11 protein-coding genes, 1 tRNA gene and 2 pseudogenes are annotated in these 17,517 nt (G+C 59.1%); 11 read left to right on the top strand and 3 right to left on the bottom strand.

Annotation, left to right across the window (positions count from 1 at the left end; all coding sequences use genetic code 11):
* Nucleotides 1-60: 60 nt before the first annotated feature.
* Nucleotides 61-1,083 (bottom strand): annotated as a pseudogene (locus V7773_RS30375) (PDC sensor domain-containing protein); the annotation flags it as partial.
* Between the two features lie 1,163 nt (nucleotides 1,084-2,246).
* Between V7773_RS30375 and V7773_RS03025 the strand changes: the two are divergent.
* Nucleotides 2,247-4,547: a hypothetical protein gene (locus tag V7773_RS03025; RefSeq protein WP_336072335.1), complete on the top strand. Its 2,301-nt coding sequence runs from the start codon at nucleotides 2,247-2,249 to the stop codon at nucleotides 4,545-4,547.
* Between the two features lie 170 nt (nucleotides 4,548-4,717).
* Here the strand turns inward: V7773_RS03025 and V7773_RS03020 are convergent, their stop codons facing one another.
* Nucleotides 4,718-5,935, bottom strand: a complete 1,218-nt coding sequence (locus V7773_RS03020) for an MFS transporter (protein WP_072344551.1) — start codon at nucleotides 5,933-5,935, stop codon at nucleotides 4,718-4,720.
* A 331-nt stretch (nucleotides 5,936-6,266) separates the two neighbouring features.
* Between V7773_RS03020 and V7773_RS03015 the strand changes: the two genes are divergently transcribed.
* From V7773_RS03015 to ggt, 10 genes and pseudogenes are all read left to right on the top strand, one after another.
* On the top strand, nucleotides 6,267-8,324 hold the full coding sequence (locus tag V7773_RS03015; RefSeq protein WP_336072334.1) for a methyl-accepting chemotaxis protein: 2,058 nt from the start codon (nucleotides 6,267-6,269) through the stop codon (nucleotides 8,322-8,324).
* Nucleotides 8,325-8,427: 103 nt separating this feature from the next.
* Nucleotides 8,428-8,504, top strand: a tRNA-Met gene (locus V7773_RS03010).
* A gap of 182 nt (nucleotides 8,505-8,686) precedes the next feature.
* A pseudogene (locus V7773_RS30370) lies at nucleotides 8,687-8,863 on the top strand (phage integrase central domain-containing protein); the annotation flags it as partial.
* A 117-nt stretch (nucleotides 8,864-8,980) separates the two neighbouring features.
* Complete coding sequence (locus tag V7773_RS03005) at nucleotides 8,981-9,505, top strand: sigma-70 family RNA polymerase sigma factor (protein WP_092149682.1); 525 nt, start codon at nucleotides 8,981-8,983, stop codon at nucleotides 9,503-9,505.
* On the top strand, nucleotides 9,502-10,446 hold the full coding sequence (locus tag V7773_RS03000; RefSeq protein ID WP_336072333.1) for a FecR domain-containing protein: 945 nt from the start codon (nucleotides 9,502-9,504) through the stop codon (nucleotides 10,444-10,446). Before V7773_RS03005 ends, V7773_RS03000 begins: the two co-directional genes overlap by 4 nt.
* Before the next feature lie 93 nt (nucleotides 10,447-10,539).
* The gene (locus V7773_RS02995; RefSeq protein WP_336072332.1) at nucleotides 10,540-12,969 is read left to right on the top strand and encodes a TonB-dependent siderophore receptor; all 2,430 of its coding nucleotides are present in this window, start codon (nucleotides 10,540-10,542) and stop codon (nucleotides 12,967-12,969) included.
* Nucleotides 12,970-13,005: 36 nt separating this feature from the next.
* The gene (locus tag V7773_RS02990; RefSeq protein WP_256572681.1) at nucleotides 13,006-13,362 is read left to right on the top strand and encodes a hypothetical protein; all 357 of its coding nucleotides are present in this window, start codon (nucleotides 13,006-13,008) and stop codon (nucleotides 13,360-13,362) included.
* Nucleotides 13,362-14,885, top strand: a complete 1,524-nt coding sequence (locus V7773_RS02985; RefSeq protein ID WP_336072331.1) for a PepSY-associated TM helix domain-containing protein — start codon at nucleotides 13,362-13,364, stop codon at nucleotides 14,883-14,885. Before V7773_RS02990 ends, V7773_RS02985 begins: the two co-directional genes overlap by 1 nt.
* A gap of 3 nt (nucleotides 14,886-14,888) precedes the next feature.
* Nucleotides 14,889-15,179, top strand: a complete 291-nt coding sequence (locus V7773_RS30365; RefSeq protein WP_092346084.1) for a DUF3325 family protein — start codon at nucleotides 14,889-14,891, stop codon at nucleotides 15,177-15,179.
* A gap of 269 nt (nucleotides 15,180-15,448) precedes the next feature.
* Nucleotides 15,449-17,302, top strand: a complete 1,854-nt coding sequence (ggt, locus tag V7773_RS02980; protein ID WP_336072330.1) for a gamma-glutamyltransferase — start codon at nucleotides 15,449-15,451, stop codon at nucleotides 17,300-17,302.
* Here ggt and V7773_RS02975 read toward each other — a convergent pair.
* Nucleotides 17,284-17,517, bottom strand: a complete 234-nt coding sequence (locus V7773_RS02975; RefSeq protein ID WP_063324371.1) for a helix-turn-helix domain-containing protein — start codon at nucleotides 17,515-17,517, stop codon at nucleotides 17,284-17,286. The genes ggt and V7773_RS02975 overlap by 19 nt on opposite strands.

Raw genomic sequence — 17,517 nt, 5'->3', positions numbered from 1 at the left:
CAGATCCAGGTCACCTTCGGAAATACGCTCGGCCACCCGCACCTGCCGTTGCAGGCTTTCAGACATGTCGTTGAGGGCCGCAGACAACTGCCCGACTTCATCTTCGGATTTCTGCACCAGGCGACGAGAGAAATCCCCCAGGCTGATGGTGGCGGCCAAGGCGGCGGCTTCGCGAATCGGCCCAACGATTTTTGCCGCGGCATACCACAGGGCAGCCAGGGCCAACAACGAAATGACCAACCCTACCGATACCTGCCAGATGCTGTTGTTGAGGCTGCGCGCTTGCAGTTCCTGCTCCAGGGCGATGGCCTGGCTCATGACCACAGCCTTGGGCAGGCGAATCAATACCGCCCAGGGCTTGCCCGTGCGACCGAGCGCAATGGGCATCAGCACTTCGATGTTCTGTGTTTGCGCATTGAGCAGGCCATCACCCCGACCGCCCTGGATATCGCGGAGCACTTTTTCCCATGAGTCCGGCAACAACGCCTTGATCGGCTGGCCAATCAGGTCAGTCCGCTGGCTGTCCGCGACCACCAAGCCCTGGTTACTCAAGATCGAGACCGTGCCTTTGCCGCCGTAGAGATCGGCAGACATCTGCTCGCTGAGTTTCTGGATAAACGCGATATCGAAGTCAGCCCCGACCACGCCGTAGAACTTGCCGTTGGATACGATGGGCACCGACAAGGTGGTCAGCCAGACGTTTTTTCCCTGGACCACATAAGGAATGGGGTCGAGCACGCTTTCCTTGAGGGTGTCGCGCGGGCCGCTGTACCAGCCGCCCTTGGGCACACCGTTGGGATGGCGGTCCGGGGAGTCATACTCGACCAATGGTTGCACCGCGATGTGGCCATCGGCGCTGCGCGTCCAGTAAGGCGTGAAGCGCCCGGTCAGCGGGTTATTGCCATCCTCTGCATTGCGGAACGCCGGATCCTGCCCGTCCAACGCATTCGGTTCCCAGCAGGAATAGGTGCCGTTGAAGTCCGGGTTATCCTTGAGGACGCTGAGCAGTACGCTGTTGATCTGTTCACGGCCCAATGCCAGCGGGCTTTGCGAGGCCTTGCTGGCGGCAAAGGCATTGGCCATGGTGCGGGCTGCATCCAGCGCATTCTGCAACTTGGCCTGGATGGCGTTGGCCCGGGACTCGGCCAGGTTCTGGATTTCCCGGATCGCTGATTTTTCAACCAGTGCGCTGACCTCGGTCGAAACATATTGCTCGTTGGCCCGGGCGCTGAAGAGCCCGTAGACAATCAGACTGATGGATGAAACAAACAGGCATACGCCTGCCGTGACACAAATGCGTGCCTGCAATGACTTGAACTTCATATCATTCCCCGCCTGATTCTATTTATGGCCAACGTCAAAAGACGGCAGCATCTAACGTATGCACGACACGGCATCACAATCGATCACGGCTGCTACGCCGTCCCCGAGGCAAACACCTTGGAAGAACTTGGCGATACAGCTATTTATAAGAATTTCAATATGGCAGATGGGGGGCGCAACCCCTGTCCGCCCGCAGCGCAGAAGAGGTCATCAAACCAAGAATCGAAGGCCTTATGTCCGGGACAATAAGGGCGATAGCTGGAAAGAATGTGAAAACCTGCTTTTTCAGTCACCACAGGGGTCACCCTTGAATAATGCTGCAGATTCCCTTCTAACCATTAACCACAACAGCAAATTAACACGACCAACCTTTATACAAATACCCACTTAAGGCTTATACAAACCAGTACTTTAGTCGCAACAGCAACGTGCTCATCAAGTACAAGATTCACAGCGTTTCAAGTGTTGGACTCACTCCTTGCACGGCACTGGCCACCACCGCGCAAAAGGGAGGGCTCAGGCAAGATATGGGCGCCGGGCTACACTCCATGCGCGCCCAGCAAGGCGCAACGCTCGAACGCCTTCTTCCGCATAGATAGGGAGATTCTCATGCACCGTCTCGCAAACCACGGATATACGAAGAGACCCGCCCCCGCCATTTGTGCAGTGCTGCCAGCCACTGGCGACATTGAACGGCACCTCCCTGGCTGAGCATTCCCTCGGCTACCTCAAGTCCGGGAACGATTGATTCGCTCCGGGACTTCGCAACCCGACACTTGAAAAGACTTCCCGATCAATGCATCGGCGTAGCAGGCACCGGCGCGCCGGACTCTTGGGAGCGCAGCCGTACCCATGCACTGCGCGCCCTCACGTGCGCAAACAACCGCAAGGCGTCCACCCAATGTCGTGAAAAGGAGATCCACATGAACAACCTGAGCGATATAACGCTGGCAACATCCACCAACCCCAGCGCCTTCCTCACGGTCCCGCTCGGCGATCCGGTCCAGGCTGACAACGGCAACATTCCACCCAACACGCGGATGCTGCCCGGCCAGTGGGCGGCAGCGGCCGACAACGGCTATGTGTTGCTGCTGCAGCCTGACGGCAACCTGGTGCTGTACCAGGTCGTCACAGGCCCCGTGGCGGCCAACAGCTCGTTCACCGGTAGCGCGATCTGGGCCACAGGCACCAACAACGGTGCCTACTTCGATGTCCAGACCGATGGCAACCTGGTCCTGGGTACCAGCGACGGCAACGTGGCATGGTCACCCTACACCAACGGCATCGACCCACAGGAACTGCTCGTCCAGACCGACGGCAACCTCGTGCTGTACAACACCCTCAACCAAGCCTGCTGGGCCTCAAGCAGCAATCACTATCAGGTTTGGCCGCCGACTCGCTGGGTCAATGTACAAAGCCGCCTCGTCGCACCCGAGAAAGGCGTGCCCTTTGTACTCACCGGCAGTTCCGACGGCGTGACGCTGAGCCCTTTCGTGGCCGGTTCGCCCAACCAGATCTGGCAAGTCACCGCCGATGGACGGCTGCTCAGTGGCCTGCTCGCCGGGTTGGTGCTGGGTCAGGATGCCGGCAGCAGTACGCCAATCAACACCACGCAGAGCGTACCCGTCCCGGTCGAGCAGACCTGGCTGTGGGGAACGGGACTCGGCCCCACGGCCATCCAGAACAGCGCGTCGAATCAGTATCTGAGTGTCGATATCACGGGGGGCTCGGTACAGATGCAAGACACCGACACCTCGAGCCAATGGTACTTCATGCCTACCACGCCTCTGGACAGCATCATGGCCTTGCCGGCGTCCGACCCGGCCTTCCCGGCCTTTACACCTGACCAACAGGCTGTCTATGACTGGATCAACAACAAACTGGCGGCCATGAACAATCAGCCCCATTTGATCCTGCGCGAGCAGTACACCAACGGCGCCAGCACCCTGGACAATTACCGGCAAGACATGCTCGGCCTGGACTACAGCGCGTTCCCACCGCAAGTCTGGCACCCCGTAGTGGACCAGTTGAAGTTGGAGCTCAGCGCGGCGAGCGCCGTCAACAGCCTGTTCGCCTGCTACACCAGTTTCCACACCCTGTTGTTCGAAGACCAGGGAGCGTTGCTCTCCGAACTGGGCCTGGATGCTAGCTTCGAGGACGGTGACTCGACCAACATCGGCGGCATCATCCTGGCGGTGCTCTCGGGCGTCATCTACACCGTGCTCTCGGCTGAAACGATGGAAGGCGACATCAATTATTTCGCCGTCGCGGCCAACGTTCTCCAGAGCGGTATCAATGTGGCGGTCGCGGCCCAGACCTCGAACGTTTCTCCCAGCCTGTTCCAGGTAGCCTATGCCGACCTGTGGGGACAATTGAGCGCTACCTTCGAAGGGTTGCTGGACACGTTCGGCACCATGGAATCCACGATACTGACCGACTGGGCCAAGCTGAAAATCACCTATACGCTGATCGCTTCCACTGCGCCCGACGGGTTGTTCTGGAACTCCGGTGAAACTGGAAATATGGTGAAAGCCGCCAAGCAAGGTTACGTGCTGTCGGTGATGCAGATGCTGCTGCCGGCCAAATACCAGATCTACCAATACCTGGACGTCAACAACAACCCCATCGACGGTGTGCCCGCCTATGCGCAGTACATCACACCCGCGATCGACGGGACGTACTTCAAATACTGGATCGCCGATTCAACGGATTGGTCAATCTATCCGCAAGAAATCGCGCTCACCCAAGTCTGGGACAACGGCGGCTCGAAGGACGACTTCTTTAACAACAGGAACGGTTGGGCATTCGCCATGACGCGGCCCTACACCTACAGCGGCAACGCCGCCAATTACCTGGTAATCGCGCTTACCAACCTGAGCCCGAACACGCTGGTGGCCACGGTGTTCAATCCGTCCCCCACCTCCGCAGGGCCGTCCCCACAAACCCTGTATCCCTACGAGACCGTGTTGATCGAGGCCGAAGCAGCATTTCCTGGTGGCGTAGCGATCACGCTCTCGATCTTCGACCCTTCCCGTGGCAACTACTTCGACGAGCCAATCGCCTCGTTCGATGCCTTTCAGGATTACTCTGGGTTTGCGGCCGGTAATGTGCGCACCGCCAACGCCACGACGGCGGGCGATTATCAACTGTCGACTCCACTGTGCAACTCGGGCGGGTACAAGCAATACCCCGGCGCCATCCAGGCCAGTATCTACCGTCCTTGAGGGGTGAATCGCAGGCATGAGGAGCGGGAATTGCGCTCGAAGAAAAAGCCGTGTTGACAGGCGGGCTTGCTCCGAAGGCGCTGGGTCGGTTTGCAATGATGTTGGATGTGCCGACGCCTTCGCGAGCAAGCTCGCGTTGGCGTCGGCTCAGCTACATGGACCTTCGCGCCTCAAGCCTTTCGAGTCCTCGGCAAGAAAATCGCCAACACCCCGAACAGCGGCAGGAACGAGCACAACCAGTACACATACTCGATGCCACGGATGTCCGCCAGGTGCCCCAGCAGCGCGGCGCCAATCCCGCCGAAACCGAACATCAGCCCGAAGAACACGCCGGCGATCATCCCGACGTTGCCCGGTACCAGCTCCTGGGCATACACCACGATGGCCGAGAACGCCGAGGCCAGGATGAAGCCGATGACCACGCTGAGAATGCTGGTCCACAACAGGTCAACGTGAGGCAGGATCAGGGTGAACGGTGCCACGCCGAGGATCGAGAACCAGATCACCGCCTTGCGCCCGATCCGGTCGCCAATCGGTCCGCCGAAGAACGTCCCCGCCGCCACTGCCCCGAGAAACAGGAACAGGTGCAATTGCGAAGAGGCCACCGACAAGTCGAACTTCTCGATCAGGTAGAACGTGAAGTAGCTGGTGAAACTGGCCATGTAGAAATACTTGGAAAACACCAACAGCCCCAATACCACCAGCGCACTCAAGACCCGGCCTTTGGATAAGCCATGCGTGGCCGCTTGGCCTTGCTTGAGCTTGAACAAGTTCAGGTGGTTGGCGTACCAGCGGCTGATGCGGTACAGCACGAACAGCGCTAACAGGGCGAACAAGCCGAACCAGGCCACATTACCTTGCCCATAGGGAATGATGATCGCCGCCGCCAGCAGCGGGCCGAACGCTGAGCCGGCGTTACCGCCCACCTGGAACGTCGATTGCGCCAGCCCATAACGGCCGCCCGAGGCCAATCGCGCCACCCGCGACGCTTCCGGGTGAAAGGTCGACGAGCCAATGCCGATCAATCCCGCCGCCAACAGGATCAAGGCAAAACTGCCGACCATGGACATCATCACAATGCCGATCAACGTGCACACCGTCCCGGCCGGCAGCAGCCAGGGCTTGGGGTGCCGGTCAGTGTGATAGCCGACCCAAGGCTGCAACAAAGAGGCGGTCAACTGGAACGTCAGCGTGATCAAGCCAACCTGAGTGAACGTCAGGCCATAGCTGTCCTTGAGCATTGGATAAATCGAGGGCAGCACGGCCTGGATCAAGTCGTTGATCAGATGCGCCAGCGCCACGGCGCCGATGATCCGCATGACCAACGGGCTGCTTTGCGCAGTGGCGGCAACGACTGGGATCTCGGCCTGGGTATTGCTGATAGTCATGGGAGTTTCCATACGACAGAGGGTGCACACGGGCAAGTGCGTCAATGTGCCATTTTTCGGTGCAGCCAGGCTATCCCCTTAGCTAGCTATCGACCTCGAAAAATTGTCGAAATCCAAGGTGATAGCCCAACGCCATGGTCTGAATCTTGCCTTGTTAACGGTCTACAACACGGCTCCTTACAAAGGGGACCGAGAATGGGAAGTTTCGCTACAGAGCTGGCCTACCGAGCCGATTTGGACAAACTTTCGAGGCCTTTTAAAAGAGCACCTGTTTCGACACTTGTGTAGAAACGCACAAAAATAGTGCAAGGGTGTTCAGGGGAGTATGGGCATGCAGGCTTTTTTATCACCTGGAATCAGGTTGTTGGGGCATTTCGGCTTCGCCCGCAAATTCCAATTACTGTTCCTGCTTTTTATCCTGCCGCTCATGGGCAGCCTATGGCTTATCGGCCAGGACTATCGCGACAAACTCAGCCTGATTTCCGGGGAACGCGCCGGGGTGCGCCAATTGCTGGCCCTGGATAACCTGGACAACCTGCTCACCGCGCAGCGCAACCGCGCAGCCCGCTGGCGTGCCACCGAAACCAATCGGCAGCCGACACCCGCGACGCTGGCCGCCATGGCAGCGTATGACGCAGTGCAACCGGCCCTTACCCAGGCCGCCAGTGACCTGGGCAACGCCCTGCAAACCGAAGGCGCCGAAGCCGATACCCTCGCCCGCTATCAAGCCCTGCAAACCAGCCTCAACGGTCTGGATTCGAAAAGCCTGGGCAGCGTGGGCTGGTGGCCGGATGGCTACGACCGCTTCACCGCCGCCCTCAGCGCCCTGCAAGCCTTGCGCGAACAGATGGTCATGGACAACCGCCTGACCCTCGCCTCCTGGCTGGAAACGTATTTGCTGACTCAGATTTCCACCCAACAGACGCCGGACCTGATCGAACGGGTCGGTCGCCTGGCCAGCGTTGGACAAGCCTCCGTGGTATCAGGCCAGTTCACGTTGCAGAGTCGCCTGCAACTGCGGGACCTGCGCAGCCGTATCGGCGACGCCCGGGACCAGTTGGTCAAGACCGGAGCGCTGCTGGAAACCCGCCTTCCCAGCGATCTGCAAACCTGGGCCGGACAATACCAGGGCAGCCTCAAGCGCTTGGATGCTGGCCTGAAAGTGTTGGATGACGGCGTGTTCGGCGGTTCCATCAATCTCAAGCCCGAAGACTTCGAAAAACACATGGACGCCCTCCTCGTCGACCTGGCGACCCTGCGGCAACAGTCACTGGTGGCACTGGATAAGCGGCTGGACCACTACCACGGTTCGGCGATTCGCCAGTTCACCCTGGTGGCGACGGTACTGGGCTGCCTGCTGCTGGCGGCGCTGTATCTTTTTGTTTGCCTGCAAGCGTCGATCCGGCGCAGCGCCAGCGGCATTACCCTGCTGGCCGAAGCCCTGCGCGACGGCAATCTCAGCCTGCAAGTGCCGGTGCAAGGGCGCGATGAACTGGCGGCCATCAGCACCGCTCTCAACGTCGCCGTGGTGCAATTGCGCAACAGCCTGCTGGGGGTCGACCACGAAACGTTGCAGTTGAGCAACGCTGTACGCACCCTCAATACCCATTCCAGCGGCGCCCTGGGCGAAGTCGAGGCCCAGCAGATGCAGATCAGCCAGATCGCTGCCGCCGCGACACAACTGGCCGCCACCTCCCAGGGCGTGGCAAAGAGTTGTGAACAGGCCTCCGATAGCGCCCAGCAGACCCGCCGCATCGCCACCGACAGCAGCCACGACAGCCAACGCACCACAGCCAGCATCCAGCAGCTCAACCAGCGCCTCAACGAAACCGCCGCCGCACTGGGGCGGGTCAGCGAACAGGGGCAACAGATCCAACTGGTGGTCGATACCATTCGTGGCGTGGCCGAGCAGACCAACCTTTTGGCCCTCAATGCCGCCATCGAAGCCGCTCGCGCCGGGGAACAGGGCCGTGGTTTCGCGGTGGTGGCCGACGAGGTGCGCAGCCTGTCGCAACGCACCCAATCCTCCACACAACAGATTGCCGCCACCGTCGACAGCCTGCGCGCCACGGTCAACGAAGCCGTCAGCCTGATGGAAGCCGCCTGCGGCCAGGCCCAGACCGACGCCCAAGCCGTCACCGGTCTTGGCGAACGGCTGGGAGAAATTGCCAGCGCGGTGCAAAGCGTCACCGATACCCTGGCGCAAATCGCCACCGCCGTGGATGAGCAAGCCAGCACCGCCGACGAGGTCAGCGGCAATATCCAGCAGGTCGACCAGGCAGCAATGCGTTTGCTTGAAGGCGCAAGGGCCGTGAACCTGGCGGCGGATACCCTGAGCCAGGGAAGCCGGGCTCTGAGTGCCAACACCGGGAGATTTCAGCTCGGTTGATAGCGATTTGCAGCGAGGATTGTTAAGCGGTTGAAAGCGCAGAGAAATATTTCAGATTTACGCTTGACACATCTTCGTTACCGGCGAATAATGCGCGCCACTTGGCTACATAGCTCAGTTGGTTAGAGCATAGCATTCATAATGCTGGGGTCCGGGGTTCAAGTCCCTGTGTAGCCACCAAGTCCTGTTCAACGATGTTTTCGAACGTCTTTGAACAACAAGAAGCCCGCCTAGTGCGGGCTTTCTTGTATCTGGAAATCCATTCCGCTCTACGCGCATCCTTCACATCCTGTATGCCCCCCATGTCTGCCTCAGTAGAAAGCATACATGGATGAAGCGCAGCGATATCAAACGCCGTCCCCTCTCCGATAGCCGCCAAGAAAGCTAGGAAAGCTGCGGAGATAGAAGCCACAAACGACCCCCTCGAGGCCTTGGCTCGTAAATGGCATTCCTCTCGCTTGGGCGGCTGGGATCTCGACACAGCGAAGAGGATTCTCGGAGCCTTGGAACGTCACGTGTTCCCTTCTCTAGGAAAACGTTGATGAGGGACGTCTAAACGCCCCATGTCGCAGAGGCGAAGCTCATAGAAAGCCTTACGCCTTGAAAAAATCACAACACTGGAGATAATGATAAGAATTATCATTCAGTACACTCCAATGACCCACATTGCGCTCGCTTCTTCCAGTGCTCGGCAGACGGTTCTGCACAGTCTTTTTGGCGACCATCATGGTTGGTTGCTGAGTCGCCTGCGGGCGCGGCTTGGTTGTACTCATGATGCCGCTGACATGGCTGCCGAAGTGTTCGTTCAGGTTGTCGCTTTACCTGAGCCGCAGGCGATACGCGAACCTCGGGCGTTGCTTACGACCATTGCCAAGCGACTGATGTACGACAGTTGGCGACGGCGCGATCTGGAGCGTGCTTATCTGGAAGCGTTAGCGTTGCAACCTCAAATGTTTGAGCCCTCTCCCGAAGTACGTGCTTTGGCGATTGAAGCGCTCCTTGAAATCGATGCCTTGCTCGCCGGTCTTTCTGCGCGAGCCCGTACTGCATTTCTGTGCAGTCAGGTGGACGGAATGAAGTACGCCGACATTGCCGAGTTGATAGGGGTCTCGACCATTCGAGTACGTCAATACGTGGCCAAGGGTTTGAAACTGTGCTGCCAGAATCTGATGCGCAAATGAAGCACACACGCTCCGCAGTCGATGAAGCTATCGAGTGGACGGCCTGTATGCGCTCAGGCGAAGTCATGGCCGACGAACAAAAGGCGTTTGACGCCTGGTTTGCCAACCCGACGAATGCGCAGGCATGGGAGAAAGTTCAGATCCATTTGGAGGCAACCTTCCCACCCCTCTTGCGTGGCTCGGACTCACAGGTACGCCGGGTGCTGCAAACCCCTGATCTGCAGCGACGTCGCTTGCTTCGTGGGGCGCTGGTGTTCGGCGGTGTCGGCATCGGTGCAACACTGATTGGCCGGCAGAGTACGCTGTTCTCTACTATCGGAGCCGATTTGCGGACCGCTACGGCCCAACGGGGTGATTTCAATCTGTCGGATGGCAGCAAATTGCGGTTGGATGCACGCAGCGCGGTGGATATCAATTTTACTGATAGCGAGCGCAGCCTGCTGCTGCGTGCCGGAAAGCTGATCATTGAGGTCAGTGACGACCCTCGGCCTTTCGTAGTGCAAACGTCCCACGGATTTGCACGCGGCGCTGGCGCTCGGTTCATGGTTTCGCTGCAGGGCGATTCGACCCATGTATGGGGCATGCGGTCCAGCCTCTGCATCGGTCGCCTCAACGATCGTTGTTCAGCACTCCAAAGCGGCGAAGGTGCCCGACTCGACTCGAAAGGCATCACGCCACTGGCGGCTAATCGTAAAGGTGAGAGCAGTTGGGAGAGCGGCAAACTAAGTGTGGATGACTGGGCGCTTGGGGAGGTGATCGAGGCATTGCAGCCTTACCGACGCGGGGTGATCCGCATCAGTACGGCAGCGGCCCGGCTTCGTGTTTCCGGCCTGTTCTCCTTGGATAACAGTGAGCGTGCACTGAACTCGCTGGAGCAGATTCTGCCCGTACGCATCGAGCAGTACCTGGGGTTCTGGACCCAGATCGAACTGCTCGGCTAAGTTTTTTTCATCTGCCCTGTATCGCTTTTTCAGTCTCGTTGGACATAGGCATTAACCGCTAATAAAAGCGCAGCCGCCAACACGGAGTTACCTATGTCCAATCGTTTTAACACTACGCGCAGGCTGACGTCTGTGTGCTTTTCTGTATTGCTGGCTCAAGGATACGCTTCGACCAGCTTTGCGGAGTCGGTTTCGACGCAAAGCCAATCGCTACAAAACTTCGACTTGCCAGCCGACTCCCTGGTGGCAACCCTCGACCGCATAGCCCGCCAAAGCGGTCACGAAATCGTGTATGTGCCGAATCTCGTTGCCGGGCTACGTGCTCCGGCCATCAAGGGAACAATGAATGCCGAGCGAGCGGCACAAATCGCGATTGAAGGCAGCGGATTGTCAGTACGCACGACCTCGGATGGAACCTTGACGCTGGACGCCCTCGGCAGCATGACGCTACCGGCACAGTCGATCGTCGGAATGCAGACCGAAGCACCCACCGTGTCGGTGGGTACCAAAGTCCCGTTGCGTCTTCGAGAGGTGCCGCAGACGATCAACGTGATTGGCCAGGAGCGTATTCAGAAGCAAAATCTCTATACCCTCGAAGATGCTCTGGGCAAGGTCGGTGGTGTAACCGTGCAGCGAATCGACGCCAGCCGTCTAAGTTTTTTCTCCCGGGGTTTCGAAATGACCTCGCTGCAATTGGACGGTACGCCGACCACCATGGACAACAGGGTGTTCCTGTCACCCGACCTGACCATGTATGACCGCGTCGAGGTACTCAAGGGCCCGTCTGGCAGCCTGACCGGTGCAGGCGGCCCCGGCGGTAGCATCAACCTGATACGCAAGCGACCGTTGGCCGAGGCAGCTGCTTCGGCGGAAATCAGCGCCGGTTCCTGGGACGACTATCGGGGCATGGTTGACGTCACCGGCCCGTTGACCGAGAGCGGTAATGTGCGGGGACGCCTGGTGCTCAGCGAGCACGACGAAGGTTACTACTACGACAGTGGCGGCAAGCGAGAGTCGAATCAAGTCTATGGCATTGTCGATATAGACCTGACGCCAGACACAGTCTGGACAATCGGTGCGAGCAATCAGAACACCGACATCCGTGGCGCCCAACGCTCCCTACCGGCCTATCGTTACACTAATTCAGCCGGTGAAGCCGCGATGTCACTGCCGAATGCATCGCGCAAGAACTTTTACGGTGAAGACTGGAACCGCGACTACTTCTGGAGTACCGCAGTTTTCACCGAACTCGAGCATCAGTTGGGCGATGGCTGGAAGACCAGGTTGTCGCTGCGGCACGCCGATAACAATTACGATTTGACACAGGCTTACGCACGTAATGGCGGCGGCATCGACCCTGCGGACAACTTGGTGTCAATGAACTCGATCATGTTCGATTACCGCGAGAAACAGGACGAGGCTGACGTATATGTCGATGGTCCGTTCAACTTCCTCGGGCGTGAACATACAGTGCTGGTGGGCGCCAACTATTCGCGCTCCGAGTTCGCCTCCAACGGCGGCTACTTTTCAAATTTCCTAGGGGACGTTGATCTCGTTAACCCGCAGCCCGACTTTGCCTACCCGGCCTTTCCTGATTCGGACAAGTTGCCGACCAGTGTTGCCAACACCCGCGCAAAAGCGCTTTACAGCAACATGCGCTTGAGCCTTTCCGACCCTCTGACGCTGGTACTCGGCGGGCGCGTGACCTGGCTTGAGATGCACCGCAGTCAGCACCAACCCGAGGCCGGCTCACCGTCGGAAAAAAGCGGCGATAGTGTGTCGCAGAAGTTCACTCCGTTCTACGGGCTGATCTACGACCTCAATGATAACTACTCGGTGTATGCCAACTATTCCGGCGTATTCCAGCCACAGGCTGTCAGCAATCTGGACATCAACAACAACATCATAAAGCCGCTGGAAGGCAAGCAACATGAACTGGGTATCAAGGGCGAATTCCTCGATGGCGCACTGAACGCCTCGTTGGCAGCGTTCCAGATCGAAGAAGAGAATCGCGCAATTCCGGATATGAACGATCCGAATGCACGGGCCGTGGTTGCCAGCGGCAAGGCTCGGACCCGTGGGTTCGAGGCTGAGCTGAGTGGACAGATGACTCCCGACTGGTTCCTCAGCGCGAACTTTACCCATACCTACAAACGCTATGACAGCCCCAACGAGCAGTTGCAGACCTACCTGCCGAAAAACATGTTGCGGGTGTGGAGCCTGTACAAACTGCCCGGCGAGTTGGAGAAGTGGAGTGTCCAGGGTGGCGTCAGCGTGGTCAGCGAGACCTATAATAAGCTGGATGTCCCTGGCATCGGCATGAACGGCACCAAACTCCGCCAGGGTGGATACGCTCTGTACGATGCGGGCATTGGCTACCAGATCACGCAAAACTTCTCCGCTGATCTGCTCGGCACCAACCTGACCGACAAGAAGTACTTTCAGCGGATCAACACTTTCCAGGACGGGAATATCTTCGGTGACCCCCGTGCCGTGTCCATGACACTGCGCGCCAAGTTCTGATTACGATTGCCTGTCACTCACCCGGCATACTTCGGTATGCCGTTTTTTATCGGCTACACGCTCTGCGATCCGGGAGTTGGGGTGAGACAAACAGCGTCAAAACAACCAAGGAAAAACCTAGGCCCACAGCGTACCGCGTGGCTAGTGCTGGTGTTGCTGCTCAGTTACCTATCGTGCTGGGCGCTGAACGGCTTTTTGGCGTTGTGCCTAGTGCATTGGCGTGTGCAGCCCAGTGAAGCGGTGCTAACCAGTTCGATCACCAGTTTCTTGCTCTTTCCATGGCTGGTGTTGTGGTTGTTCAGTGCGCCACATGCAACGCGCAACGGCTTGCTGGTGGTGAGTGCACTGCTGGCGATGTGGGCAAACACCCGCTATCTGGCGGGAGGCGCCTGATGTTCACGAGTGTTCGGCAGGCGTTGCTGTGGATGCATCGATTTGTCGGCATCGGTTTTTCCGGGCTGCTGCTGATCGCATTTTTCATGGGTAGCCTGGCGGTTTATGACCGTGAGCTGGATAGTTGGATGCTGCCGCACATTCGCCTGGCACCCATTGACACGCCCTTGTCACTGGATCACCGGGTGGTCCCCCACATAGCCGGCTTGACGCAGGGCAAACCGCTGATGCAGTGGTACGTGGAGCTGCCCGATGAGCGCCGGCCAGTGGTGCGATTTCAAGCCTGGACCAAGGACCGTCAGGGCTTCAGTCGTTTTCTGGCGCCGGCCGGGGACCGCGCGCTGCCCGAAGCCGGAAGCCTCGGCGGCGACTTTTTCTACCGAATGCATTACACCCTCAATATCAACTTCTGGAACATCGGTGCGCGCCTGCTGGGCCTTGCCGCCATGCTGGGCATAATCGCGTTGATTGCCGGCGTTTGTATCCATGCGCGCCTGTTTCAGGATCTGTTTACATTGCGAGCCGATAAGTCGCCCAGGCGGCTGTTGGACATGCACAACCTGACCGGTGTGTTTACCCTGCCTTTTCAAGTGGTCATCCTGTTGTCGGGAGTGCTGATCCTGTTCCCGCTGTATCTCCCTGCCGGCATCCTGGCGGTGTACCTGGACCAGCCCGGTAAGTTCGGTCAAGAGGCGGACGCAGCCTACAGTCGCCCGGCATCGGGCATACCGGGGTCATTGGCCTCGCTGGACCGGATGATGGCGCAAGCCCGATTGCACTGGGGCGATGGCGAGCCGGCGTTTGTCCGGGTCTGGCACCCCGGGGATGCCAATGCCTACGTCGAGATCAGTCGCTCCTTGGCTGACCGCATGAGCCAGGATGGGCAAACCCTGTACTTCGATGGCGCCAGCGCAAGGCTGCTACATGAGTCCCGATTGCCGGTCGCCGCCGCGAGCTTCAAGTTTCTGGCCGGATTGCATGTGGCGCATTTTCAGCAGCAGTGGTTGCGCGCCTTGTATTTTTTTGCCGGTTTGAGTGGTTGCGTGATGCTCGGCAGTGGCCTGTTGTACTGGCTGGAAAAGCGCCGCCTGCAGCACGCTGCCGGGCAATGGGGCGTGGTGTCGATGACACTGCTCAGCAGCGCGCTGATCACTGGAATGCCACTGGCCACCCTGGCCATGCTAGTGGTCAATCGATGGCTGCCGATCGACCTGGTTGACCGGGCCCAGTGGGAAACCACAGCATTTTACTGGGTCTGGGTGCTGGCGGCTGTGCATGCCCTGTTGGTTATCTTGCGCTCGGCGCAATCACGGGCGCCATGGGCCGCGCACCTTTTGCTGATCAGCGCGTTGGCGCTACTGGCTGTGCTCTCCAATGCTTGGAGTACGGGCGATCATCTCTGGCGGGCAATGAACCAGAAGCTATCGGCGGTGGCGGGGGTGGATCTGGCGTTGATGATCATCGCGTTGCTCGCGGGAATCATGGGTAGGCGCTTGCTCCGTCACAAGCGCTCGGCAAGGTGACAAATGGCTTATTGGTTATCGAGCATCGCTGCGGTCTGCTTAATGGTATTGGGGCTCTGCGCATTGGCGCTAAGTCAAATCACTCACTTGCGCAGGGTTACGCTTCAACGACAGTTACTCGGAACACGCGTGTTACGTTGCGGCGCAACGCTGTTGCTCGCATCAAGTCTACTGATGAGCCTGTCAAGCCAAGGGTTTGTCATGGGAGCGGTAATCTGGACTCTGTCTATCGCTCCCTCAGGTATTGGCGTGACGATCATTCTCTGTTGGTACAAGCATGAGAGAAAAAAGTAGTCAAAAGGCGGCAGCTTGTAATGCCTGCATGTATGCCTGAGTAAAATTAAAAGCACTAAACTATTTAGATACAGTGCGTTTAGGAATCTTGTTCAAATGACTGTGTACACCAAGTACTAAAAAAGGGGCTGCTGCGCAGCTCAGCGGGAGCAAGCTCCCTCGCCACGGTGCAGTTGGGCAAGCCGGAAATCAAGGCGACCAGCCTCGTGTTGATTTGCGCCCCACGCCTCGCATCGCTACAGTCGTTCTCTATCCCCCCAAGTCCACGGATGGAGCGACACGTGCTTACAGATCTGAAACCGAACCTCCATCGCCTGTCAGCCGTTTCGTTGTTGGCTGTCGCTCTAACACTCGCGGCCTGTAAGGCGCCACCCTCCTCCACAGCGACACCGGCATTGCCCGCCCCACCAGAGGTCGTCTCCGGCTTCCGTACCGATCTGCAGACCCGCTACGCCGACAAGCACATGGCAGCCGCGGCCAACCCGTTGGCGGCCGAGGCCGGGCGGGAGATGTTGCGACGCGGGGGCTCGGCCATCGACGCGGCCATTGCGATGCAGGCCGTGCTGACCCTGGTGGAACCACAATCCTCCGGCATCGGCGGCGGTGCATTCATTGTGCTGTGGGACGGCAAGGCTGTGAGCACTTATGACGGGCGCGAAACGGCACCGGCTGGCGCCACCGAAAGACTTTTCCTGCAACCCGACGGCAAACCCATGCCCTTTACGGCGGCGCAGATCGGCGGTCGTTCCGTGGGTACCCCGGGGGTGTTACGCGGGCTGGAATTGGCCCATCGCAAACATGGCCGCCTCAAATGGGCGACGCTGTTCGAGCCGGCCATCACGCTGTCGGAACAGGGCTTCGCGATCTCGCCCAGACTGCACTCGCTGATCGCCGCCGACGCCTCCCTGCCGGGTTCGCCAGACATGGCCGCTTACTTTCTCAATGCCGATGGCAGCCCGAAGGCAGTTGGCACCGTGCTGAAAAATCCAGCCTTGGCCAGCGTGCTCAAGCGCATCGCCAGCGAAGGTCCCGACGCGTTGTACAAAGGCCCGATCGCCGAGGAGATCGTCGCCAAGGTGCAAGGCCACGCCAACCCCGGCAGCCTTTCGCTGAACGACCTCCAGGGCTACACCGCGCGGGAACGAGCACCGTTGTGCACCGACTACAAGCGCTGGCAAGTCTGCGGCATGCCACCACCGTCGTCGGGCGGGGTTGCCGTGGCGCAGATCCTCGGGACGTTGCAGGCCCTGGAACAGCGCGACAGCCACGCGGCCCTCGCGCCTTTGAAACCCGTCAAGACTGACAAGCCCGCCGGTATTGAACCCGCCCCCGACGCGGTGCACCTGATCGCCGAAGCCGAGCGCCTGGCCTATGCTGACCGCGCCCAATACATTGCCGACCCCAATTTTGTCGCCGTGCCGCTCAAAGGCCTGGTCGATGCTGGTTATCTGGCCAGCCGCGCCAGCCTCATCGGCCCTCGTAGCATGGGCGTCGCCAAGCCCGGCACGCCACCGGGCATCCAGATGGCCTACGCCCCGGACCGTTCACCCCTGCGTATTTCCACCTCGCAAGTGGTGGCCGTGGATGATCAGGGGGGCGCCGTGTCCATGACCACGACGGTGGAATCGGCGTTCGGCTCACACTTGATGGTCCAGGGCTTCATGCTCAACAACCAGATGACCGATTTCTCGTTCATCCCCGAAGAGAATGGGCAAAAAGTCGCCAACCGCGTCGAACCGGGCAAGCGCCCACGCTCGTCCATGGCACCGACGCTGATCTTCGATCGTCGGGGGGAATTGGTGGCCGCTGTCGGCTCCCCCGGTGGTTCTCAGATCATCGAATACGTCGCCAAGTCAATGATTGGCCTGTTGGATTGGGAACTCGACCCGCAAACCGCCATCAACCTTCCCAACTTCGGCAGCCGCAACGGCCCTACCGAACTGGAGCGGGGCCAATTCAGCCCGGCGCTGATCCAGGCGCTGAAAGACAAAGGCCATGAGGTGAGCGAAATTGACATGACCAGTGGCACCCAGGCGATTGTCCGGGTGCGCGATGCGCAAGGGAAAACCACACTGGCTGGCGGGGCGGATCCACGGCGTGAGGGTCAAGCGCTGGGGGATTGATCAACCTCGCTCTGGGGCTGATAGACCAGCAGATCGGCGGGCTGACATTGCAGATAACTGCAAATGGCTTCGAGGGTCGCCAGGCGTATACCCTTAACCTTTCCTTGCTTGAGCAAGGAAAGGTTGGCTTCGGTAATGCCTATGGCGGCGGCGAGGTCCTTGGATTTGACCTTGCGTGTCGCCAGCATTACATCGAGTTGAATCACGATAGGCAT

It is taken from the genome of Pseudomonas sp. 3JA, assembly GCF_036961705.1.
Classification (GTDB): Bacteria; Pseudomonadota; Gammaproteobacteria; order Pseudomonadales; family Pseudomonadaceae; genus Aquipseudomonas; species Aquipseudomonas fluorescens_Q.
Note: the sequence above shows the minus strand (reverse complement) of the source record. Positions and strands in the feature narration are given on the sequence as shown.